16 protein-coding genes are annotated in these 20,946 nt (G+C 69.7%); 12 read left to right on the top strand and 4 right to left on the bottom strand.

Features of this window, described 5'->3' with window-relative positions; genetic code table 11:
* Positions 1 to 438: 438 nt before the first annotated feature.
* Entirely contained in the window at positions 439 to 3,567 is a 3,129-nt protein-coding gene (gene uvrA, locus EKM57_RS19070; protein WP_129794118.1) for an excinuclease ABC subunit UvrA, read from the bottom strand.
* Between the two features lie 371 nt (positions 3,568 to 3,938).
* Here uvrA and EKM57_RS19065 point away from each other — a divergent pair, with 371 nt between their 5' ends.
* From EKM57_RS19065 to EKM57_RS19055, 3 genes are all read left to right on the top strand, one after another.
* Complete coding sequence (locus EKM57_RS19065) at positions 3,939 to 4,754, top strand: hypothetical protein (RefSeq protein ID WP_129794117.1); 816 nt, start codon at positions 3,939 to 3,941, stop codon at positions 4,752 to 4,754.
* A gap of 211 nt (positions 4,755 to 4,965) precedes the next feature.
* Entirely contained in the window at positions 4,966 to 5,517 is a 552-nt protein-coding gene (locus EKM57_RS19060) for a hypothetical protein (protein ID WP_129794116.1), read from the top strand.
* Between the two features lie 78 nt (positions 5,518 to 5,595).
* Positions 5,596 to 7,434 (top strand): hypothetical protein, encoded by a 1,839-nt coding sequence (locus tag EKM57_RS19055; RefSeq protein ID WP_129794115.1) that lies wholly within the window; start codon positions 5,596 to 5,598, stop codon positions 7,432 to 7,434.
* Between the two features lie 29 nt (positions 7,435 to 7,463).
* Here EKM57_RS19055 and EKM57_RS19050 read toward each other — a convergent pair whose 3' ends face one another.
* From EKM57_RS19050 to EKM57_RS19040, 3 genes are all read right to left on the bottom strand, one after another.
* On the bottom strand, positions 7,464 to 8,396 hold the full coding sequence (locus EKM57_RS19050) for an alpha/beta fold hydrolase (protein WP_129794114.1): 933 nt from the start codon (positions 8,394 to 8,396) through the stop codon (positions 7,464 to 7,466).
* Positions 8,393 to 9,115 (bottom strand): sterol desaturase family protein, encoded by a 723-nt coding sequence (locus EKM57_RS19045; protein ID WP_129794113.1) that lies wholly within the window; start codon positions 9,113 to 9,115, stop codon positions 8,393 to 8,395. Before EKM57_RS19045 ends, EKM57_RS19050 begins: the two co-directional genes overlap by 4 nt.
* Before the next feature lie 189 nt (positions 9,116 to 9,304).
* Entirely contained in the window at positions 9,305 to 9,658 is a 354-nt protein-coding gene (locus EKM57_RS19040) for a hypothetical protein (RefSeq protein ID WP_129794112.1), read from the bottom strand.
* 258 nt (positions 9,659 to 9,916) lie between these two features.
* Between EKM57_RS19040 and EKM57_RS19035 the strand changes: the two genes are divergently transcribed.
* The 9 genes from EKM57_RS19035 to EKM57_RS18995 all read left to right on the top strand — a co-directional run bounded on the left by EKM57_RS19035 (position 9,917) and on the right by EKM57_RS18995 (position 20,804).
* The gene (locus tag EKM57_RS19035) at positions 9,917 to 10,582 is read left to right on the top strand and encodes a TetR/AcrR family transcriptional regulator (protein ID WP_129794111.1); all 666 of its coding nucleotides are present in this window, start codon (positions 9,917 to 9,919) and stop codon (positions 10,580 to 10,582) included.
* Positions 10,583 to 10,809: 227 nt separating this feature from the next.
* On the top strand, positions 10,810 to 13,515 hold the full coding sequence (locus tag EKM57_RS19030) for a prolyl oligopeptidase family serine peptidase (protein WP_129794110.1): 2,706 nt from the start codon (positions 10,810 to 10,812) through the stop codon (positions 13,513 to 13,515).
* Positions 13,516 to 13,555: 40 nt separating this feature from the next.
* Complete coding sequence (locus EKM57_RS19025) at positions 13,556 to 13,990, top strand: DUF6265 family protein (RefSeq protein WP_129794109.1); 435 nt, start codon at positions 13,556 to 13,558, stop codon at positions 13,988 to 13,990.
* 66 nt (positions 13,991 to 14,056) lie between these two features.
* Positions 14,057 to 14,482 carry a DUF1801 domain-containing protein gene (locus tag EKM57_RS19020; protein WP_129794108.1) on the top strand — a complete coding sequence of 142 codons (426 nt, stop codon included), beginning with the start codon at positions 14,057 to 14,059 and terminating at the stop codon, positions 14,480 to 14,482.
* 369 nt (positions 14,483 to 14,851) lie between these two features.
* Positions 14,852 to 15,241, top strand: coding sequence for a BlaI/MecI/CopY family transcriptional regulator (locus tag EKM57_RS19015; protein WP_129794107.1), 390 nt, complete (start codon positions 14,852 to 14,854; stop codon positions 15,239 to 15,241).
* The gene (locus EKM57_RS19010; protein WP_129794106.1) at positions 15,238 to 16,809 is read left to right on the top strand and encodes a M56 family metallopeptidase; all 1,572 of its coding nucleotides are present in this window, start codon (positions 15,238 to 15,240) and stop codon (positions 16,807 to 16,809) included. The genes EKM57_RS19015 and EKM57_RS19010 overlap by 4 nt, the downstream gene beginning before the upstream one ends.
* Before the next feature lie 10 nt (positions 16,810 to 16,819).
* Positions 16,820 to 17,731, top strand: coding sequence for a hypothetical protein (locus EKM57_RS19005; protein ID WP_129794105.1), 912 nt, complete (start codon positions 16,820 to 16,822; stop codon positions 17,729 to 17,731).
* A gap of 19 nt (positions 17,732 to 17,750) precedes the next feature.
* Positions 17,751 to 19,409 carry a M56 family metallopeptidase gene (locus EKM57_RS19000; protein WP_165357555.1) on the top strand — a complete coding sequence of 553 codons (1,659 nt, stop codon included), beginning with the start codon at positions 17,751 to 17,753 and terminating at the stop codon, positions 19,407 to 19,409.
* Positions 19,410 to 19,709: 300 nt separating this feature from the next.
* Entirely contained in the window at positions 19,710 to 20,804 is a 1,095-nt protein-coding gene (locus tag EKM57_RS18995) for a type III polyketide synthase (protein ID WP_129794103.1), read from the top strand.
* Positions 20,805 to 20,946: the final 142 nt, after the last annotated feature.

The raw sequence follows: 20,946 nt of genomic DNA, 5'->3' as shown, positions 1-20,946 counted from the left end.
GGCAAACGATACGCGGCCGAGGTCGGGAGCGATAGGTTCATTGAGTACCCTGTTTTCCGGCTGGTTCGTTGGCCAGAGTTACGGCGACACTGCACTTCTTGCTAGCTCACTGAGCGCCTATCCACCGCTGGAGCCGTACCCCCAGCAAGCTGATCAGCTCAGGCTGCATATACTCATAATCGTTGGGGATGCCGACCACGAGGACCTGCTTTCCTTTCAGCTGGCCACGAAACTTCCGGATAATGCGGTTACGATGCTCCCGCCCATGACGACATCGACCTACTCGATGAGATCGACGGTGAGCGGCTGCTCGGCGTCTTTGTTGGTGCCTGTGGAGATGGGCCTCGATGCCGCCGTCGATGCCCTAACAGAGGGCCTCGGCCGTCGGGCCGCGCAATCGGTTCTGCGAGCACACGAACAGGAGCCGCCGCGCCCGGTTCACTCCGCCGCCTCCCGCTCCCGCTCCTTCGCCTTGGCGCCACCCTTCTTCTTCCGCGCCGGCTCCGAGGCCGTCTGCGCTACGCCGCCCTTCAGCAGCGGCTTGAGATAGCTCCCGGTATAGCTCCGGGGCTCCTCCGCCACCTGCTCAGGCGTCCCCTCGGCCACAATCTCCCCGCCCTTGTCTCCCCCCTCGGGCCCAAGGTCCAGGATCCAGTCCGCCGTCTTGATGACCTCGAGGTTGTGCTCAATGACGACGACGGTGTTGCCCTGGTCGACCAAAGCATGCAGCACCTCGAGCAATTTCCTCACATCCTCGAAATGCAGCCCCGTCGTCGGCTCGTCGAGAATGTACAGCGTCTGCCCGGTCGCGCGCCGGCTCAGCTCCTTGGCGAGCTTCACCCGCTGGGCCTCGCCGCCGCTCAGGGTGGTCGCCTGCTGGCCGACCTTGATGTATCCGAGGCCGACCTCCTCCAGCATCCGCATCTTGTCGCGGATCGACGGCACCGCCTTGAAGAACTCCGCCGCATCCTCGACCGTCATGTCGAGCACGTCGGCGATCGACTTGCCCTTGAACTTCACCTCCAGCGTCTCGCGATTGTAGCGCTGGCCGTGGCACACGTCGCAGGTGACGTAGACATCGGGCAGGAAGTGCATCTCGATCTTGATCAGCCCGTCGCCGGCGCAGGCCTCGCAGCGGCCGCCCTTCACGTTGAAGCTGAACCGCCCAGGCTTGTAGCCGCGCGCCTGCGCCTCGGGCAGGCCGGCGAACCAGTCGCGTATCTGGGTGAAGGCGCCGGTATAGGTCGCCGGGTTGGACCGCGGCGTGCGGCCGATCGGCGACTGGTCGATGTCGATCACCTTGTCGAGATATTCGAGGCCGGTGAGCTTGTCGTGCCGGCCCGCCTGGATGCGCGCGCCATTGAGGTGCCGCGCCGCCGCCGCATAGAGCGTGTCGACGGTGAAGCTCGACTTGCCCGATCCCGACACGCCGGTGATGCAGGCGAAGGTGCCGAGCGGGATCGAGGCGGTGACGCCCTTCAGATTGTTCGCCCGCGCGCCGTGGACGGTGAGCTTCTTGCCGTTGCCCTTGCGCCTCTTGTCCGGCAGCGGCACCGCGCGCCGGCCGGTGAGATAGTCGGCGGTGAGGCTCTTCTCGTTCGCCAGCACCTCGTCGAGCGTGCCGCGCGCCACCACCTCGCCGCCATGGGCGCCGGCGCCCGGCCCCATGTCGATGACATAATCGGCGTGGCGGATCGCATCCTCGTCATGCTCGACGACGATCACCGTATTGCCGAGGTCGCGCAGCCGCCGCAGCGTCACCAAGAGCCGGTCGTTGTCGCGCTGGTGCAGGCCGATGCTCGGCTCGTCGAGCACGTAGAGCACGCCCGACAGGCCCGATCCGATCTGGCTGGCGAGCCGGATGCGCTGGCTCTCGCCGCCCGACAAGGTGCCCGACGTGCGGTTGAGGTCGAGATAGTCGAGCCCGACATTGTTGAGGAAGCCGAGCCGCTCGTTGATCTCCTTGAGGATCGCCCGCGCGATCTCGCGCTGGGTCGGGTTGAGCTTCTCCTCGAGCGTCGAGAACCAGTCCAGCGCGTGACGCACGCTTCGCGCCGTCGCCTGGCTGATATGCTCGCCGGCGATCTTCACCGCCAGCGGCTCGGGCCGAAGCCGCGCCCCCAGGCAGGTCTCGCACGGCGCCGAGGACTGATATTTGCTCAGTTCCTCGCGCATCCACGCGCTCTCGGTCTGCAGCATCCGCCGCTGCAGGTTTCCGATCACGCCGTCGAACGCCTTCTTCACCTCATAGCTCTTGCGCCCGTCGACGAAGCGCAGGGTCACCGGCCGCCCCTTGGTGCCGTTGAGGATGATGTCGTGCACCTCCTCCGGCAGGTCCTGCCAGGGCGTGTCGAGGCTGAATCCGAATTCGGTCGCCAGGCTGCCCAGCACCTGCATGTAATAGGGGCTGGGCGGGTTGGACCGCGCCCAGGGCACGACCGCGCCCTTCTTGATCGACAGCGCCGCATTGGGGACGATCAGATCGGGATCGAACAGCAGCTTCTCGCCTAGCCCGTCGCAGGCCGGGCAGGCGCCCTGCGGAGCGTTGAACGAGAAGAGCCGCGGCTCGATCTCGGCGATGGTGAAGCCGGAGACGGGGCAGGCGAACTTCTCGGAGAAGACGATCCGGCCCGGCGGCGCATTGTCGGACAGCACCGCCCGCTCCGCCGCTTCGGTCAGCGCCTTGGCGACGCCGGTGCGGGCGGAGGAGGTGTCGGCATCCGCCGCGGCGATGGCCGAGCTGTTGGCGCCCTCGACGTCCTCGGTGGAGAAGGTGGCACGGGCCTCCGAAACCCGCGAGGCCGATTCCTCTTCGCTTGTCCCCGCCGAGGGTGCCGCCTGGGCCGGGGCATCCGCCGGATCCAGATAGACCAGCCCGTCCGCCAGCTTCAGCGCCGTCTCCAGGCTGTCCGCGAGCCGCGTCTCGATCCCCTCGCGCACGACGAGGCGGTCGACCACCACCTCGATGTCATGCTTGTATTTCTTGTCGAGCGCCGGCGCTTCCTCGATCTCGTGGAACTGGCCGTCGATCCGCACGCGGGTGAAGCCGGCCTTCTGCCATTCGGCCAGCTCCTTGCGATACTCGCCCTTGCGGCCGCGAACGACCGGCGCGAGCAAATAGAGCCGTGTCCCCTCGGGCAGCGCCATCACCCGGTCGACCATCTGGCTCACCGTCTGCGCGGAGATGGGCAGGCCCGTGACCGGCGAGTAAGGCACGCCGACCCGCGCCCAGAGCAGGCGCATATAATCGTAGATCTCGGTCACCGTCGCGACCGTCGAGCGCGGGTTCCGGCTCGTCGTCTTCTGCTCGATCGAGATGGCGGGGGAGAGGCCTTCGATATGGTCGACGTCGGGCTTCTGCATCATCTCGAGGAACTGGCGCGCATAAGCCGAAAGCGACTCGACGTAGCGGCGCTGCCCCTCGGCATAGATGGTGTCGAAGGCGAGCGAGGACTTGCCCGAACCCGACAGGCCGGTGATGACCGTCAGCGTCTCGCGCGGAATGTCGACATCGACGTTCTTGAGGTTGTGCTCGCGCGCGCCGCGGACGGAAAGATGGGTGAGCATCGGCCTGCTGTTCCAGATTTGTTCTAGTGTTAAATGAGGTCGCGCCGGGCGTCAACGCGGTTCGGGCGAGATGGGGGCGGGGGGCGGCGAAGGCAAGCTCGCCACGCCGCTTCCCGGCGGAGCGGCGGGAACGGCCCGGCCCCGGCGGCCGTGCTTTGGAGAGACGAGCCGCAAGGCGTGGCGGGTTGTCGGCACCCGTTTTGATCGCGGAGAGACGCGGAAGCAAGAGGCGCCAGGCCACCCTCCCGTCGTCCCCGGGGCGGGGATCCAGGCCAACGCGGCGAAGGCCGAAGCATTGGGGAAACAGGATATCGGTTCCCGACAGGCGCGTACCGCAATAAGCTCCGCCGGCGACAGGGGGCACCCGATCCATGAACCTCTTCCTCATCCTCGCGGCCGGAATGGTCGCGGCATCATCGCCTCAGGACGCTCCGCCCGCTTCCGACGCGGCCGGCAACCGCCTCCTGCCGCTCCGCGTCAGGGAATCGCCGCCCTCCGATCCGGATCCGGATCCCACCGCCTGCACCGCCGACGGCCGCTGGTGCGTCTCCTTGCCCTGGGCATCGGAGGTCCCCGAGCTGCGCCTGATCGAAAAGGATTCGACCGGAGGCGCCCGGAGCGATCCGGCTTTCGTCCCTGTCGCCTCGCCGGGCGACGGAGAGGAAGGCAGCGTGACGATCTGGCCCCACATCCTGCTCGAAGCCGACGGCGCCGCGATCGCCGGCATCGTGCGCGCCCGGTCGGCCGGCTATTCGGGCGGCGGCGCGACGACCTCGCGTCTGGAGCTTTACCGTTTCCCCGCGGCGCCCGCCGAATCGTCGGCGCTCGTCCTCGAAACGGACCTGCACGGATCGGCGACCATCCGCGCCTGCTTCGACGAAGCCGACATGGCCAAGCGGGCCGGCGCCTGCAGCGACGAATATGAGCTCGTCGGCGCGCTGGCGCTCGATCCCGAGGTGCGCGAAGGGCGGCCGCGCTTCGTCCTCGCCACACATGCCCGCACCTTCCCCGGCCGCCGCTCGCGCACCGTGGATTCCCTGGCCGGTCCTCCGCTCGCGAGCAGCGATCTGGTCTGGGCCGACGATCCCGCCTGCACCTTTCGCCGCACCTTCGCCTTCGACGCCCGAAGCGGACGCTATGCTCCCGACCGACCGCTTCCCGCCTGCGAGAACTATTTCGGCTTCTGAGCCGCGCCTTCCTCCAGACCGCGTTGTGGCGGCTGCCGCCGGCCGTGGGGCAGACGTGGGGCCAGGCGGCGAAGGCGTTCGTCACGTTCGTCGGATTTTCACGAGCGTTCGTCCCTTCGTCGAACCCTCGCTTGCCTTGGCCGAACCCGGGATGCGCCGGCGCGCCCTTCGCTGCAGGTCGCGGCCGAACGCACAGGAGAAGAGACGCCGAATGTCCGCCCGCCAAGGTTCAGCCGCCATCCTTCTCGCCGCCGGCCTCACCGGCCCCGCTTCGGGCCAGCCGCCCGCCGCGCCGGCGCGGGCGCCGGTACCGGCGCCGCCCGTCTGCACCACGCCCGAGCATCGCCAGCTCGACTTCTGGGTCGGCCGCTGGGACGTCTTCCCGACCGGCACGGACAGGCTCGTCGCCCGCAGCCTGATCGAGCGGCTCTACGGCGGCTGCGTCATCCGCGAGCATTGGATGCCGCTGGACGGCGCCGGCGGCGGCAGCCTCAACAGCTGGGTCCCGGCCGAGGGCCGCTGGCGCCAGATCTGGACCGACGGCCGCAACGGCTGGCGCGATTATGCCGGCGGCATGGAGGATGGCGCGATCGTCCTCACCGCCACCACCGCCGGTCCCGACGGCGCGGCGAGGCTGAACCGGATGCGCTTCACGCGCGAGCCCGGCGGCGCGGTCCGCCAGGTCGATACATGGTCCGCCGATGGCGGCCGCACCTGGAATGCCGGTTTCGATTACACCTATCGGCCGGCGCGGGAGGAATGATCCTCCGCTGAGTCTCCAACGGCTTGGAATCTCGCCGATCCTGGGGCATTCCCTCCCTGCTACGGGGGGAATGATATCATGAACAGGAAGTCTTTTCGGCTGGCGCCTTTGCTCGCCTGCCTGTCGTCGGCCGCTCTGGCCCAGGCGGACGTGACGGGGGAATCGGCCGGGCCGGCGCCGGCGCTGCCCGAAGCGGCGGCCGTTGCGGACCCGGACGCGAACTCGCAGGCGGCGCCGGACATCGGCCAGATCCGCGCCGCCGCGGCGCCGCTGGTCGCCCTGCCGCTGGATCTGACGCAGGCGAGCGACCCGATCTGGGTGCGGGGCGAGCGGCCGAGCGCCAACCTGATCGCGGCGATGCGCCTCCGGCCGATCGGCGCCGTCGCCGTCGAGCAGGATCTGGGGCAGGGGGAAGGCCCGCTGATCCTGTGGAAGGCGGTGACCGGCGACCTGGAGTCGTTCGTGTCGGAGGGCGGCCTCGTCGAGGCCGCCGACGAACGCCTTTACTGCGCCGACGGGCCGGGCCCGAAGCGGATCGCGTCGATCATCTGCTTGATCGATGACGATGGGGACGGGCGCTTCGAAGCCGAAGCGAAGGGGCTGGGCGAAACGACGCCGCGGGTCGCCGAGCTGTCCCTCGTCGGTCCGTCTTCACCATTGCCCGAGCCGATACCCTATCGGGCCGCAAGCGAGGACGAGCTTCCGGGCATCGATGTCGAATATCGCAATTGCGCGCGCGACCATGACCGCCCGCGATTCAACCTGGGAGCGCGGAGCGACGCCCCCGTCCTGACACCGGCGGAGATCCGCGCGGTCACGCCGGACGCGCTGCGCAACGATCCGGAACTCGCCCGTCGCATGATGGAAATGGCCGCCCGCATTCGGACCGGTGGATTGGAATGCCGGCGGGCGGAAAGCCTGGAGGAGGGCAATGCGCTCCATCCCGGCAATCTCGAGCGCGGCGCGGTGGCGGCCCGTCTCGACGAGCTCCTCATCGCCGTCGGACCGCGCGACGACGGCGCCCCCGTCCGGCTCCTGGGCTTGCGCAACCCGAAGCGGCTCTACCGGCTCAGCGGCATCGCGGTCGCGCCGCTTTCCGAAGGGATGACGAGCCGGCAGAACAGCCTGGCCGTCGCCCAGCGCTTCGAACGGCCGGTCCTGATGCTGGCGGCGGCGCCGGATGTTTCCGAGGGGACGCGCGCGGCCGGGGACGTCCTGTTCACGGCCGATCTCCGCCACGGCTATATGGGCGTCCTCACCCAGGATACGGTGATCCGCACCCTGTTCAGCAGCCGGTCGCTGCCTGCCGGCACGGCGCTTTACGGCATCCCGATGGGCTCGCGCCGGATCACGACCGTCAACGGTGTCCCGGTCCGCGGCGGTGCGCAGCGGGAGCCGGGGCCGGACGATGTCCGCCTTGTCTGGTGCGCTCCGGTCGAGGATGAGGGCCGGTGGACGGCGACCTGCCTTCCGAGCCAGCCGGACCGCTACACCCTCCTTCGCGGCCAGACGCCCGCCTTCGAAGTGCGAAGCTTCTCCTACGCGGCCGGCACCAGCACGAACGACGGACCGGTGCCGGTCGTCCAGCGTGACGGGGATTTCGGTCGGCCGCTGCGCTACCGCTTCACGCTGCAGGCGGTCGAGGCGGAGCGGGTCGTCGTGACGAAGGAGACCCTGTTCGGCGAGGAGGTGGTGCACAGCCGTCCGATCCACGTTCCGCGGCATCCGGATCGCGTCGGCGCGATCGGCCTCGCCGGCGGCATCGTCAGTCTCGCCGTCGGCACCGACGGCGGCGTTCAGGTCCGGCAGGTGCGCGACTTCACCGTCGGGGGCGACGTGCTCGCCGTCGATGCGGGCCTGGTTCCGGAGGCGGCGGCGCCGCGTTCCGAACCGGTCGCGGCGCCCGAGGCGGGCTGACGCAGCGGCGAAGGGCCGCGTGCAGCGGATCAGTCCGCCGCGGCGGAATGATCCAGCGCCTCCGCCGGCGGCCCCGCGTCGAGGAACCGCACCAGCACCGGCCCCACCTCCTCCGGCCGCTCGATGATCAGATTGTGGCCAAGCTCTGGAAAGACATGCGCCTCCGCCCGCGGATAGGCCGCGACCAGCGCCGCATGATGCTCGGCCGGAAACAGTTCGTCGCGGCCGCCGGACAGGATCAGCACCGGCGCCCGGACGTCCGGCGCGTAGCGTCCGATCGGCACCTCGACCAGCTGCCGGATCATCGACCGCCAGACATGCGGCGGCGTCGCGGCGATCTCCGGCGCGTAGAAACGGAGCAGGTCCGGATCGACCGGAGTCGGGCTGGAGTCCGGCCCGAACGCGCGCAGGAAGTCGGCATTGGAGGCGATCGGCTCGCGCAGCGCCATCACCTGCGTCCACAGCCAGTCGCCGCGGCGCACCGCCGGAAGGGCGGTCGATCCGACCAGCACGAGCCGGGTCACTTGGTCCGGATGCTCTGCGGCGAGCACCTGCGCGACCATGCTTCCCATCGAATGGCCGGCGACCGCCGCCCGCTCGACGCCCATCGCGTCCAGGAACAGCCGCGCATCCTCGGCCAGCTGCTCCATCGTGTAGCAGCAGGCCGGCGCGTCCGACGCGCCATGGCCGCGCTGGTCGGGGATGAGCATCCGGTAGCGTCCGAGCTGCGGCGCCAGGATCGTCCACACCCGGCTGCTGTCGGTATAGCCGTGCAGCAGGAGCAGCGGCGGACCGTCCGGATCGCCCAACTCGACATAAGCGAGGCGAAGCCCGTTCGGCAGCCGGACCGTCCGTTTCCGCTCGGCCCAGCCGGCTTGGTCGACCGGCGCGGCGGCGTCCGGGCCGCCCAGGGCGACGGCGACGCAGGGCCGCGGCGTCGGCAAGATGCGAAGGCCGCTCATGCGATCGGCCTCCCCGCCAGCATCGCTCCGATCCGCTTCGATCCGCCGTCATAGAATCCGGCCTCGCCTTCGAACCGCTCGGGATTGGCGAACGTGCCGAACAGGATGTCGAACAGGGGAATGTCGCCATAATTGCGGGCGTGGACGCCGCGCTCGTGATGGAGCGAATGGCTTTCGGGGCGGGTGACGAAATAGCCGATCCAGCGCGGCGTCCGGATATTGGCATGCTGGAACATCGAGCAGAAGGTCGCGGCGACGGCGACGAAGATCGCCGCCTCGGCGCTGATCCCGAAGCCGAGCACCAGGCAGAGGCTCCCGAGCAGCGTCCAGCCGAGCATGTCGAGCGGGTGGAAGTAGAAGGCGCCCCAGATGTCGACCCGCTCGGCACTGTGGTGCATCTGGTGGAACCAGCGCCAGAGGAACGGCACGTTGTGCATCGTCCGGTGCCAGGCGTAGATCCCGAGCTGGAGCGCCAGGAAGCCGCCGGCCACCTGGGTCCAGAGCGGCAGCGTGTCGGCGGCGAGCAGTCGGTGCTCGCCCAGCCAGCCGTCCCACATCAAGGGGGCGACGGTGGCGACGGCGAAATAGAGAAGCATGAAGGCGCTTCCCTTCAGCCGCCAGCGGCTGATCTCGGGAAAGCGGCGCGCCCGCGCCAGCAGGTCGGTCGCCGCGAAGGCGGCGAACAGGCCGAGCGCGATATAATGATACAGACCAATCATGGTGGCTCCTGTGACCTCAGAGCCCCCCCTGAGACGGGGTCAGATACAGGCGGCTTCGCCTCCGTCTCTAGCAGGTTCACGGTCGGTTTTCGCTTCTATAAAGAAAGCTCGCCGATTCCAGTGACTTGGCATGTACCGCCTGCAGCTCGGGCCGGTCCGGTCGAGCGGATCGGCGGGGAAACCATACCGTCAGTACACCTGGATCCGCCGCGGACTGTGGATCGCCAGGGGCCGGCTCGCGCGTTCGGCGTTTGCGCCGGCGCGTGCTTGCGCGACGGCTTTGCCGGCGGCGCGGTCCGACGGATCGGCCGCCCACTTATCCGGGTGTAGCGGCGTCAAGGTCGCGGCAGCGAAGAAGGGCAAGGCAAGGGCGCTCGCCTTCAGCCGCCATTGGCCGGCGCTCGCAGGCTTCGCCCGCTTTGCCGGAAAGAAGCGCGCCAACGCCTCGAACGAGCGGCGCGCGAGAGAGTGATAGCGACCTGGCATATCCCACCTTCGAAACGAGGTGCGGGCCGCGGCGTCGCTCTTCCATCTTCCGCTCATCCCGACCAGGGCCGGCCCTGGAAGGCCCTCGTCCGAGGATCTCCGGCCGATCGGTCCTTCGCCGGTCGACAACATCACCGGCCGTTCGGGGTGGGCGGTTGGCGAACGATTCGACCGCTCGAACCCGACCTCTTCACCGGCATTTACTAGCCGCCATTCCGTCCCTTTCTCTACCGGCTCCGCGGTCTTTTTCGCCGCGGTGGAGAAAAGACAGTTGTTCTGGTAGCTTGCCGTTTCCGCCGGAAAGGAGCTGCCGAGATGGTCGACAAGATCCTCGAGAAAACCGCACCGTCGGTACAGTTGGAAGGCGCGGCGCGCACCAAGGGCGAGCGGACCCGTACGCGGATCCTCGACATCGCCTATGATTCGATCGTTCACAAGGGCTTCGCCGCCACCTCGATCGAGGAACTGGTCGAGGCGGCCGGAATCACGAAGAGCGGCTTCTTCTACCATTTCAAGGACAAGAACGATCTCGCCCGCCAGCTGCTCGAGCGATTCCTCGCCGAGGACAATGCGATACTCGACACGCTCACCGAGCGGGCCCGCGCCTTGTGCGACGATCCGCTGCAGAGCTTTCTCGTCTTCCTCAACCTCTATGCCGAGGTGATGGACGAGATGCCCGATCTCCACCCGGGCTGCCTCGTCGCCACCATCACCTATCAGGACCAGATGTTCGACGCCGAGGTGCGGCGAATGAACCGCGAGAGCGTGCTGGCGCTGCGCCAGCGCTTCGCCGACTGGATCGCCGCAGTCGCGGAAAGCCATCCGCCCGACCAGGTGATCGACGTGAACGCCATGGCCGACCAGGTCACCGTCATCGTCGAAGGCGCGATCATCCTTTCCAAGGCCCTGGGCGACCGCCACCTGATGGGCCGCCAGATGCGCCTCTTCCGCGAGCATGTGAAAACCGTCTTCGGCGCCTGAACCTCCCTTCCGGACCACGTCATCCCGGCGCCGGCCCGCATCCAGACGCGCTCGCCGTCGTCGGGCGCTCGGCACGGCGGTCGGCCTTCGGCCTCCATTCACGGCCGTGCCTTCAGGAAATCGCTCGAGAGCTTCCCAACCGCGCAGACTGCCGCGCCGTTCGCAATCGCCGCTGGCGTCCAGAAATGTTTGCGCTAACATAGTCGCAAAAAGGGGGAGGGACTGCCGTGCGTCGCTTGCCGTATCTGCCTGCCTTCACGCTCGCCGCGGCGGCGCTGGCCCTTCAGGCGCGGGCCCAGGCACCCGAGCCCGCGCCCCCCGACACGCGCAGCCAGGCGGTCCGCGACGCCCAGCGCGATCTGTGGACCCCCGGCGTCGCCCGCGCCCTCAGGAACTGGCTGGTCAAGGCCTCGGGGACGCCGCTCCCCGGCGAGGCGGCGCTGGCGCCCGACGGCCCCGACGACGGCTGGTCCGCGCACGTCGCCTGGTCGGACGTCACGGAGATGAGGCCGCCGGACGGGTCGCCGCCGGATTCCCGCTTCGTCTACGCCTTCACCACGCTGGAGCGCGAACAGGCCGGTCCCGCCGAGCTGGCCATCGGCAGCCGCATGCCCGTTCAGGCCTGGGTCAATGGCGTGCCGGCCGGCGAAGTCCCCGGCGCGCAGGCGCTGGTCCGCGACTCCGTGCGCCTTCCGGTCCGCCTCCGCGCCGGCGAGAACCGGATCCTGCTTCGCACCGAACATTCGGACGGCCCGCCCCAACTGACCGCGCGGCTGCTCGAATCCGGCCAACCGGTCGCCGCGCCGGCGCTGGCGCCCTGGATCGACAGCGATTCCGGCCGTCTCGTCGTCCATGCAGGCGCGCCTACACCGGCCGCCTCCGTCCGGATTGCCGTCCTCGCGCCCGGCGGCCGGACGGTCGCGGAGGCGCCGGCGGATCGCCGAGGCTCGGCGGTCTTCGAGGCAGCGGCCTGGCCCGACGGACCCTACGAGCTGCGCGTGACAGGCGCGGACGCGTTCGGCGCGCCGGCCGTCGCCTGGCTGCCCTGGTACAAGGGCGATCCGGCGCCGGCCGCCCGGAACTTGCTCGAACGCGCGGCTGCAGCCGGCGGCGACGATTCGGCGAGCGGCCACTGGCGGATGCTCGGCGCGCTGCTCGCCGACCGCGCCGGCGCCGACCTGGTCGCGCTCGACCGGCATCCCGAGACGGTGCATGCGGTGCTGATGGAGGCGGCGGAGCTCGACCTGGGTCCGCAGGCGGCGGCACGCCCGTCGGGAATGGTCCGCCTGGCCTGGATCGACCCGGTCGACGGGTCCACCCAATTCTGCCGCGCTCACCTGCCGCCCGACTACGATCCCGCGCGGCCGTCACCGACGGTGATCTACCTGCACGGCTTCAACCCGCCCAACCCGCCTTACATCCGCTTCTGGCGGGTCGATCAGCGCCACGACGAGATGGCGGACCGGTGGAACATCATCTGGATCGAAGCCCATGGCCGCGCCAACGCCCAATATGGCGGCATCGGCGAGCGCGACGTGCTGCGCTGTCTCGACGAGGCGAAGAGACGCCTGCGCGTGGACGAGGACCGCGTCTACCTGACCGGAGAGTCGATGGGCGGCTCGGGCACCTGGCTGATCGGTTCGCGACACCCCGATCTGTTCGCGGCGATCGTGCCGGTGTTCGGCGGCTGGGACTTCCGCCTGCAGCGCCGTGGCGCTTTCTCCAATCCCGCCGCCGACCGGCCGATGGAGAGGTGGCTGGCCGAGGCGCACAGTTCCTTCGCCGGCGCCGAGCAGCTGATCGCCACCCCGGTCTTCGTCCATCATGGCGACGCCGACTCCACGGTCGACGTGCTCTTTTCGCGTCACGCCGTCGAACGACTCCAGCGCTGGGGCTATGACGTCCGCTACCGCGAATATCCCGGCCTGGGACATGAGGAGCTGCACTGGCGCGACCAGGCGATCGAATGGATGCTTCGCCACCGCCGCGCCGCGGCCCCGCGCCAGGTTCGGATCCGCGCCACCGACCTGGAAGGTGCCGGTGCCTGGTGGGTGCGCATCGAGGGCGCCGAGCGGCCGCTCGAGATGATCGAGGCCGAGGCCGAGATGGTGGAGCCCGGCCGGCTGCGCCTCGACACGCGCAACGTCGCGTCGCTGGTCCTCGCCCCGCCGCCGGCGCTCGCCGGACCGGGCCCGCTGCAGGTGGTGTGGAACGGGCGTCCGGTCGAAGCGGCGCTCGACGGGTCGGGCCGGGCGCGGCTCTCTCTTCCCGACCGGCGCCGACGCCCGCAGGTCAAGCGCGCGGGGCTGGAAGGCGGCCTGTCCAACGTCTTCGCCACCCCCTTCGTCATCGTCGCCGGTACGACCGCCCGGGATCCCGAGATCAGGCGCCTGACCCGCGACATGGCGGACCGGCTCGCCGAGCAATGGCGCCTCTGGCAACACGTCGTGCCCCGCATCGTCGCCGACCGCGACCTCACGCCCGAGATGGAGCGCAGCTTCAGCCTCGTCCTGATCGGCGGGCCGGACGCCAATGCGGTGAGCCGGCGCCTGTGGAACCGGCTTCCGGTGCGGGTCTCCCCGGATTCGGTCACGATCGACGGCCGCTCCTTCGCCGCGCGCGATGCCCTGCTCGACCTCGTCTATCCCAGCCCGGTCGCGGACGATCGCTATGTGATGCTCGTCGCCGGCACCTCCGCGGCGGGCCTGAGGCTTTGGGACCCTGCCTCCTACTGGCATCCGGTGGCCGGAATCCGGATCAATTCCTACGACTGGACGCTGCGCGACGCCGTCAGCCCGGCTCTCGAGCCGGGCCTGTTGCCCGAACGCGGCTGGATCGCCTCGGGCGTGTTCGACCGAAGCTGGCGGCGCGACGACCGCTGGACCTTCCCGGGCGATCCGCTGTTGCGGAGCGCGGCCCGCACGGAGCAATAAGGGCTGGCCGCGCACGCGCGGCGCGAGAGGGAGGCAGGCCATGAAGATATTGCTGGCATTGGCGCTGGCCGCGGCTTCGCCCGCGCCGGCGGCGAGCGACCTCGGATGGATGGCGGGTACCTGGGAGATGGTGAGCGGCGAACGCTGGAGCGAGGAGCATTGGTCGGTCCCCCGCGGCGGCGCGATGATTGGCTACAGCCGATCCGGCCGCGGCGAGGAGCCGAGCGAGTTCGAACATCTTCGGATCGAGCGCGGCGAGGACGGCGTGCCGGTCTATCTCGCCGCGCCCGGAGGCCGGGCGGTGGTCTCCTTCCGATTGGTGGAGAGCGGGGGCTCGAACGCCACCTTCGCCAATCCTTCGCACGATTTTCCCCAGCGTATCGCCTATCGCCGCGAGGGCGATACGATGGTGGCGACGATCTCGGCCGCGGACGGGTCCAGGGCTTCGAGCTGGACCTACCGCCGCCGCGACTGACGTCGCCCTCGGCTTCCAAGGCCCGGGCGATGGGCGCATAAGCTTCGGATTGCGAGGAAAGGTGCGATGGCCGAGCTCAAGACCAAGCCTAGCGAGATCAGCGTCGACGCCTTTCTCGACGCGGTTCCCGACCCCGTCCGCCGCGAGGACGCTCGGAAAGTCCGCGCCATGATGGAGCGAGTCTCGGGCGAGCCGGCCCGGATGTGGGGCCCGGCCATCGTCGGCTTCGGCACCTATCACTATCGCTATGCGAGCGGTCACGAGGGCGACATGTGCCGGATCGGCTTTTCGCCGCGGGCGAAGGAGCTGGTCCTCTATCTTTCCAGCGATGCGCCGCGCCATCAGGCGCTGATGGACCGCCTCGGCCGGCACCGGACCGGCAAGTCCTGTCTCTATATCAAGCGACTCGCCGACGTGGACGAATGCGTGCTCGAAGCGCTGGTTGCCGAGTCGCTCGACCATATGCGCGGCCGATATCCCGAAGGCGCCTGACGCCCTCGGCCGCATCAGGTCCCCGACGTCGCCCAGCGAAGGCCGGAGCCCAGGCCAATATGTTTCCCGTCGCCCAGCGAAGGCTGGGGCCGAAGCGGAATCACCCCCCACGGCGACGATCGAAATGGATTCCCCGCGATGGCCGCCCGCCCGGATTGGATCCAGCCCCGCCGCGCCGACGGAATGACCGAAGTCCATTGGCCATTCGCCGCAACCGTGTTATAGGAATAGGACAGCAGTGGCGTGCGCCATGCGCCGCGCGGTTCATCGGGGCTTCATCTTGCGGAGCCGAAACGATGGACGCGGACGACGAAGCGACTTGCATCCTGCTACAATTGTGGCATGCTACAGGGGTAGCAGGTGAGGTCCATGATCGATTCCCTTCCCAGACGCGAACGCGAAATCTTCGAATTGCTGTGCAGCGCCGGAAAGGCGACCGCCGCCGAAATCCGTGCCGCCATGGCCGATCCGCCGAGCTATTCGGCGGTTCGCACCCTCTTGGCCCGGCTCGAGGCGCGCGGGCTCGTCAGGCACCAGGCGGTCGACCAGGCCTATGTCTATGAGAGCGTGCCGCAGGCCGCGAAGGTCCGCGAATCGGCGCTGAAGCAGATGGTGCGGACCTTTTTCGACGGCTCGGCGGCGAGCGCCGCCACGGCCCTGCTCGGCCTGACCAAGAGCCTGACCCCCGAGGAAGCCGCGGCGCTCAGGCGCGCGATCGACCAGGCCAAGGAATCCGACTCGGGGGAGCGCGGCGAATGACCGTCGACTTCTTCATCGAGATGGCCTGGAAGTCGGCGCTGATCAGCGCCGCCGCCCTCGCGCTGGCCGCGTTGCTGAGGTCGCGCGCCGCGGCCGATCGCGTGCTGGTGCTCCAGGCCGGCGTCGTGGCGCTGCTTCTGCTTCCGCTCGTCTCGCTCTGGCTTCCGGCGCTCCGCATCGAGATCTGGGCGGCGCCCGCGGCAAGCGCGGTTCCGGCCGTCGTCGCCGCACCGGAATCCGGTCCCGTCCTGCCCTTGACGGCAGCCATGCAGCCGGCCGGAACCAGCATCTGGGACGATCCGACGCCGCTCCTCCTGATCGCCTATCTGGCCGGGCTGCTCATGGTCGGCAGCCGGCTGATTGCCGGTCTCGCCACGCTTCGGCGCTGGACCGCGGCGGCGCGGGAGGTCACCTGTCCGGAATGGCGCGCGGCGCTCGATCGGGCTCGCTGGGCCGCACCGGATGCCGAGAGGCTGCGGCTGCTGGTCTCCGACGAGCTCCCCTCGCCGTTGAGCTGGGGCTGGCGCCGGCCGGTCATCCTGATCGACCGCGAAACTCTGGACCGGCCGGAGGACGCCGAGGCGATCCTTGCCCATGAGGTCGCCCACGTCGCCCGCCGCGACTGGCCCGCCCTCTTGCTGTCGCGCCTGGTTTCGGCCGTTTTCTGGTTCAATCCGCTTGTGCGGTGGCTCGAGCGCGAGGTCGAGCAGCAGACCGAGGAGGCGGCCGATTCCCACGCCATCGGCGCTCTCGAGCCGTCGCTTTACGCCCGGACCCTTCTGAACTGCGCGCCCGTCGCCGGCGCACTTCCGGCCAACAGCATCGCTTCCTCCGCGGGCGCTCTCGCACGTCGCATCCGGGCCGTGCTCGACGCCGGCCGGCGGGAGCGGCCCCGTGGCTCGGCCTGGACCGCGGCCGCGATGGTCGCCTGCGTCGGCCTCGCCGCGCCGGTCGCCGCGGTGGAGCTGGTCGAGGCGGCGCCCGTGCCTCCGCCCTCCGCACCCGCCGCGCCCGCGGCCCCGCCCGCGCCGGCCGCTCCGATTTCCCACGCAGCACCGCCGGCGCCGAGCGCACCGCCTGCGCCCGTCGCCGCGATCACCGTCGTCGGGCAAGCCGCGCCCAAGGCGCCGCTCGCTCCGCCGTCGCCCGGATCGCCGGCTCCGCTTGCTCCCGCTGCACCGCCCGCGCCTCCGGCCGCCTTCGCTCCGGCTGCGCCCGGGACGCCGAGGCCGCCGGTCCCGCCGCGTGCCCTGGTGCCGGTCGAGACTCTGGTGGCGATGCGGATCCACGGCGTCGATCCCGGCTATGTCGGCGAGCTCGCCGCGCTCGGTCCGGCTTATGCGCGGCTTGCCGCGGACGATCTGGTCGCGATGCGCGTCCACGACGTCACTCCGGCCTTCGTTCGCGACATGATCCGCGCCGGCTATCCGAACCTGACCCCGGACCAGCTCATGGCCATGCGGATCCATGGCGTCGATGCTCGCGGTGCGCGCCGCGCCGCCTCCAGGGAAGGCCGCCTGCCTTCGGTGGACCGACTGGTGGCGATGGCCATCCGCGGCGAAATCTAGGACGCGCGCGATGATGGTGGGCAAGTTCCTTTTCGCCGCAGCGGCCGCGCTGGCGCTGACGCAGGCCTCGGCGGCCCCGGCGCCCGAAGCGGGGACGCTGTCCGTCACCTGGGTAGCCGAGCCTTCGGACGATTCGGCCGATCAGGTCGAACTCGGCCTGCGCCACCGCACGGCCGGAGGCCAAAGCCACAACTCCCGCGATTATGCGCTTGCCGAGCTTCCGGGTCTCGCGCTTGGCCAGGACGGCCCGGTCCGGTTCCGAATGGCGCGCGAGGCGGGGACGCTCGATTGCAGCGGCACGGTACGGGAACGTCGCGGCTCCGGCCAATGCCGGTTCACCGCCGACGCCGCCTTCGCGGCGATGCTGGAGCGGCGCGGTATCGGCCGGCCCGACACTCGGGACCAGTATCAGCTCGCGCTTCAGAATGTCGGCACGCCGCTGATCGAGGAGCTCGAGCGACAGGATTATGCGCGCCCGGACGTGTCGGACCTGGTGGCGCTCGGCGTCCACGGTGCCGATGTCGGCTACCTGCGCGCCCTCGATGCGGCGGGCTATCGGGCCGGGGAGGCCGACCGGCTCGTAGCCATGCGCATTCATGACGTGACGCCCGAATATATCGCCGGCCTGCATGCGCTCGGTCCCGCTTACGCCCGTCTCACGCCGGATCAGCTCGTCCAGATGCGGATCCACGACGTCGAGCTCGATTTCGTGCGGGCGCTCGCCGAGTCGGGCTATGAGAGTGTCGGCGCCGAGCAGCTGGTGCAGCTGGCGATCCACGACGTGTCGCCTTCCTTCATTCGAGGAATGGCCGAGGCCGGCTACCGGCAGCTCAGCGTCGACGAATTGATCACGATGAAGATTCACGGCGTGACGCCGGACGATGCCCGCCGTGCCAATGCGGCCGCGGACGGCCGCTTGTAAGAGGGGAGAGGAGGTCGCCATGACCCTGGACTTCTTTGCGGAGATGGCCTGGAAATCGGCGCTGATCAGCGGTGCTACGCTGGCGCTCGCTTACGCGTTGCGGTCGCGCGCCGCCGCCGACCGCGCCCTGGTGCTGCGCATCGGCGTCGGGATGCTCCTGCTCCTGCCGCTGATAGCGATCTGGCTTCCGGCCTTGGAGATCGTCGCCTTCGCCGCGCCCGATCCGCTTGCGACCGCTCCCTACGATATTCCGCCCGAGCTCCAGCTCGCCGGCGCCATGGGCGCTGCGCCCGAGCCGACCATCTGGGACGATCCCACCCCGCTCGTCATCCTCGCTTATCTCGGCGGGCTGGCGATGGTCGGCTCGCGGCTGCTGGCGGGCCTTTGGACCCTCCACCGCTGGACCCGCACGGCGGACGAAGTAACCTGTCCGGAATGGCTGGCCGCCTTCGAGCGCGTCCGCTGGAGCGTCAGCGACTCCGATTCGGTCCGCCTGCTCGTCTCGAACGAGGTCAACTCGCCGCTGAGTTGGGGCTGGCGCCAGCCGGTCGTGCTGATCGATACGGATACGCTGGGTCAGCCGGACGATGCCGAGGCGATCCTTGCGCACGAACTGGCGCATGTGGCGCGGCGCGACTGGCCGGCGCTGATGCTGTCGCGCATCGCGGCAACGCTCTTCTGGTTCAATCCTTTGGTCTGGATGCTCGAGCGCGAAACGGTCCAGCAGGCCGAGGAGGCGGCCGATTGCGAAGCCGCCGGGCGGGTCGAACCGGCGCGCTACGCCGAGACCCTGCTGAACTGGGCGCAGAGCAACCCTCTTCTTCCCGCCAACAGCATTGCGCCGTCCGGCCATGCGCTCGGCCGGCGGGTCAGGGCGGTGCTCGACCGCAGCGTGCGCGAGCGGCCCTCGGGCTCCGCCTGGACGGCGGCCGCGATCCTGCTCTGCTTCGGCATCGCCGCTCCCGTGGCCGCGATGCGGCTCGTGGCCGCGCCGCCGCCCGAGGCGCTCGAGGAAGCCGAGGCACCGGCGGAAGGCGTGCGAGCCGTCCCGCTGCCGCCGTCCGTGTCCGAGACTTCGGCGCCGCCGGCCGCAGCGGAAGCGCCGGAACCGCCGCAGGTGCATGACGCCGGCGAGATCCACGTCACCGTGCCCGAGATCCCCGATGTCGGTCCGCAGGTCGAAGCGGCGCTCGCCGCGGCCACGATCGACAGCGAGACGATCGAGGAGGCGCTGCGCGAGGCCCGGACCGAGATGCGGCGCGCATCTCTCAGCCGGGCCGAGATGTCGCGGGCCATGCGGGAGGCGCGCAGGCAGCAGGCCCGGGCCAGGGCCGACTCGCACCGCCAGATGCGGCTCGCGATGCGAGAGGCGAAGCGCGCCATCCGCACCGTGCCCCGGATCGTCAGCGCCTCGATGGCCCATGGCGCGGTCGGAATGATGAGCGGCGCCGAAAGCATGGAATCGAGCGCCCGCTCGATGGAGGAGGAAGCCTCCCGCCTCGAGGATCCGCACTATCGCGAGCGCGCGATCGCCCGAGCCCGGGCGCGGGGCGAGACGGTGACACACGAGGATCTGCGCGAGGCGGCCGAGGGGCTGCGCGATGGTGCCCAGGGCATGCGCGAGGGCGCGCAGGAAATGCGAGAGGCGGCTCGCGAGATGCGCGAGCGGCACAACTGATTCGTTCACCCGGCGCGGCGCCGCCGCGCAGGCTTAGAGGTCCCGCATGCAGGGACTAGGGAGGGAATGGCGGGCGGCAACGTCCGCCATTCTTCTTGGTCGGGTCGCAGATCCTTTCCATGGCCGCGGACGGCGTCCTGCCTCGCCTGATGCGGCGGCGCGACTCCCGGGCGGGACTTGACGGGATCCAAGACGGCGGGCGGTATCGGCGTCGGTGAAGGAGATTATCTCCGCTTCCGGAGAAGAACCTATTCGTCCGGCCGGCCGTTCAGGTCTAACGATATCCTGAAGGAGCCACGAATGGCCGAACCGAGCGCTTTCATCAACGCCATCGCCGGCACCGTTCCGCCGCATGACGTCCACCGGCTGTTCATTGACTGGGCCGAAAGCCAGATCGAGGATCCGCGCCTGCGCAAGCTGTTCATGCGCATGGCCGACCGATCCGGGATCGAGCATCGCTGGTCCGTCCTCCCGCCAGCACCGGGCGGCCTGCCCCACGACCGGCCGGGCGGCTTCTATCACGGCGACTCTCCGGCCACGTCCATGCGCATGGAATGCTATGCCGAGGCGGCGCCGGAGCTGGCGCTCGAGGCGATCGGCAAGCTTGCCGGCCAGGTCGATCTGGACGGTGTCACTCATCTGGTGGTCGCGAGCTGCACCGGCTTCGTCGCGCCGGGAATCGACCAGATCATCGCCCGCCGCCTGGGGCTGGAAGGGGTGGAGCGGACGCTGGTCGGCTTCATGGGCTGCTATGCCGCGGTTTCGGCCCTGCGGGTCGCGCATCACATCGTCCGATCGGAGCCGAAGGCGCGCGTGCTGGCGGTCACGGTCGAGCTCTGCTCGCTCCACCTCCAGCATACTCAGCAGCTCGAGCAGCTTCTCGCCATGCTTCAGTTCAGCGACGGGGCGGCGGCGGCACTCGTGACCTCGGAGCCCGGTGGGTTCGAGATGAGCCATCTCTTTTCGGCCCAGCTCGAGGAGTCGGCCGAGCTTATCCAGTGGAAGATCGTCGATACCGGTTTCGAGATGACCCTGTCGGGCGAGGTGCCCAACCGCATCAACGCGGCGCTGCAGGACGAGGATCTGCGCGCCACCTTGTACAACGGCTGGGCGCCCGACGAGGTGGACAGCTGGGCCGTGCACGCCGGCGGGCGCTCGATCCTCGATGCGGTCGAGAAGGGGCTGGAGCTGCCGCAAGGCTCGCTGTTTGCCTCGCGCGACATCCTGGCCCGCTTCGGCAACATGTCCTCCTCCACTCTGATGTTCGTGCTGGCGGAGTTGCTCGGACGCTCCGATGTGCGCAAGGGCGTGGCGCTCGCCTTCGGCCCGGGGCTCGCCGCCGAAGGTTTCCATTTCTCGCGGGCCGGCGCCGGGCCGCTGCCCGCCGTGGCGTGACTTGGGTCCGGATTCAGAGCTGGAGGTGGTCGGGATCGGTCCGACCGCGAACCGCCAGGCCGGTTCTTGCCGCCCGGGCAGCGCCGCTGCGGCAGTCACGATGCGTCAGCATCGCTCCCTCCTTGCCCCTTGGCGGACGACC

The organism is Sphingosinicella sp. CPCC 101087, assembly GCF_004151485.1.
Lineage (GTDB): Bacteria > Pseudomonadota > Alphaproteobacteria > Sphingomonadales > Sphingomonadaceae > Allosphingosinicella.
This window is presented reverse-complemented; position numbering and strand designations above follow the sequence as displayed.

What these genes read in the sequence shown, in the direction of transcription:
- uvrA (WP_129794118.1), bottom strand. Translation starts at nt 3,567, where the DNA reads ATGCTCACCCATCTTTCCGTCCGCGGCGCGCGCGAGCACAACCTCAAG.
- EKM57_RS19065 (WP_129794117.1), top strand. Translation starts at nt 3,939, where the DNA reads ATGAACCTCTTCCTCATCCTCGCGGCCGGAATGGTCGCGGCATCATCG.
- EKM57_RS19060 (WP_129794116.1), top strand. Translation starts at nt 4,966, where the DNA reads ATGTCCGCCCGCCAAGGTTCAGCCGCCATCCTTCTCGCCGCCGGCCTC.
- EKM57_RS19055 (WP_129794115.1), top strand. Translation starts at nt 5,596, where the DNA reads ATGAACAGGAAGTCTTTTCGGCTGGCGCCTTTGCTCGCCTGCCTGTCG.
- EKM57_RS19050 (WP_129794114.1), bottom strand. Translation starts at nt 8,396, where the DNA reads ATGAGCGGCCTTCGCATCTTGCCGACGCCGCGGCCCTGCGTCGCCGTC.
- EKM57_RS19045 (WP_129794113.1), bottom strand. Translation starts at nt 9,115, where the DNA reads ATGATTGGTCTGTATCATTATATCGCGCTCGGCCTGTTCGCCGCCTTC.
- EKM57_RS19040 (WP_129794112.1), bottom strand. Translation starts at nt 9,658, where the DNA reads ATGAGCGGAAGATGGAAGAGCGACGCCGCGGCCCGCACCTCGTTTCGA.
- EKM57_RS19035 (WP_129794111.1), top strand. Translation starts at nt 9,917, where the DNA reads ATGGTCGACAAGATCCTCGAGAAAACCGCACCGTCGGTACAGTTGGAA.
- EKM57_RS19025 (WP_129794109.1), top strand. Translation starts at nt 13,556, where the DNA reads ATGAAGATATTGCTGGCATTGGCGCTGGCCGCGGCTTCGCCCGCGCCG.
- EKM57_RS19020 (WP_129794108.1), top strand. Translation starts at nt 14,057, where the DNA reads ATGGCCGAGCTCAAGACCAAGCCTAGCGAGATCAGCGTCGACGCCTTT.
- EKM57_RS19015 (WP_129794107.1), top strand. Translation starts at nt 14,852, where the DNA reads ATGATCGATTCCCTTCCCAGACGCGAACGCGAAATCTTCGAATTGCTG.
- EKM57_RS19010 (WP_129794106.1), top strand. Translation starts at nt 15,238, where the DNA reads ATGACCGTCGACTTCTTCATCGAGATGGCCTGGAAGTCGGCGCTGATC.
- EKM57_RS19005 (WP_129794105.1), top strand. Translation starts at nt 16,820, where the DNA reads ATGATGGTGGGCAAGTTCCTTTTCGCCGCAGCGGCCGCGCTGGCGCTG.
- EKM57_RS19000 (WP_165357555.1), top strand. Translation starts at nt 17,751, where the DNA reads ATGACCCTGGACTTCTTTGCGGAGATGGCCTGGAAATCGGCGCTGATC.
- EKM57_RS18995 (WP_129794103.1), top strand. Translation starts at nt 19,710, where the DNA reads ATGGCCGAACCGAGCGCTTTCATCAACGCCATCGCCGGCACCGTTCCG.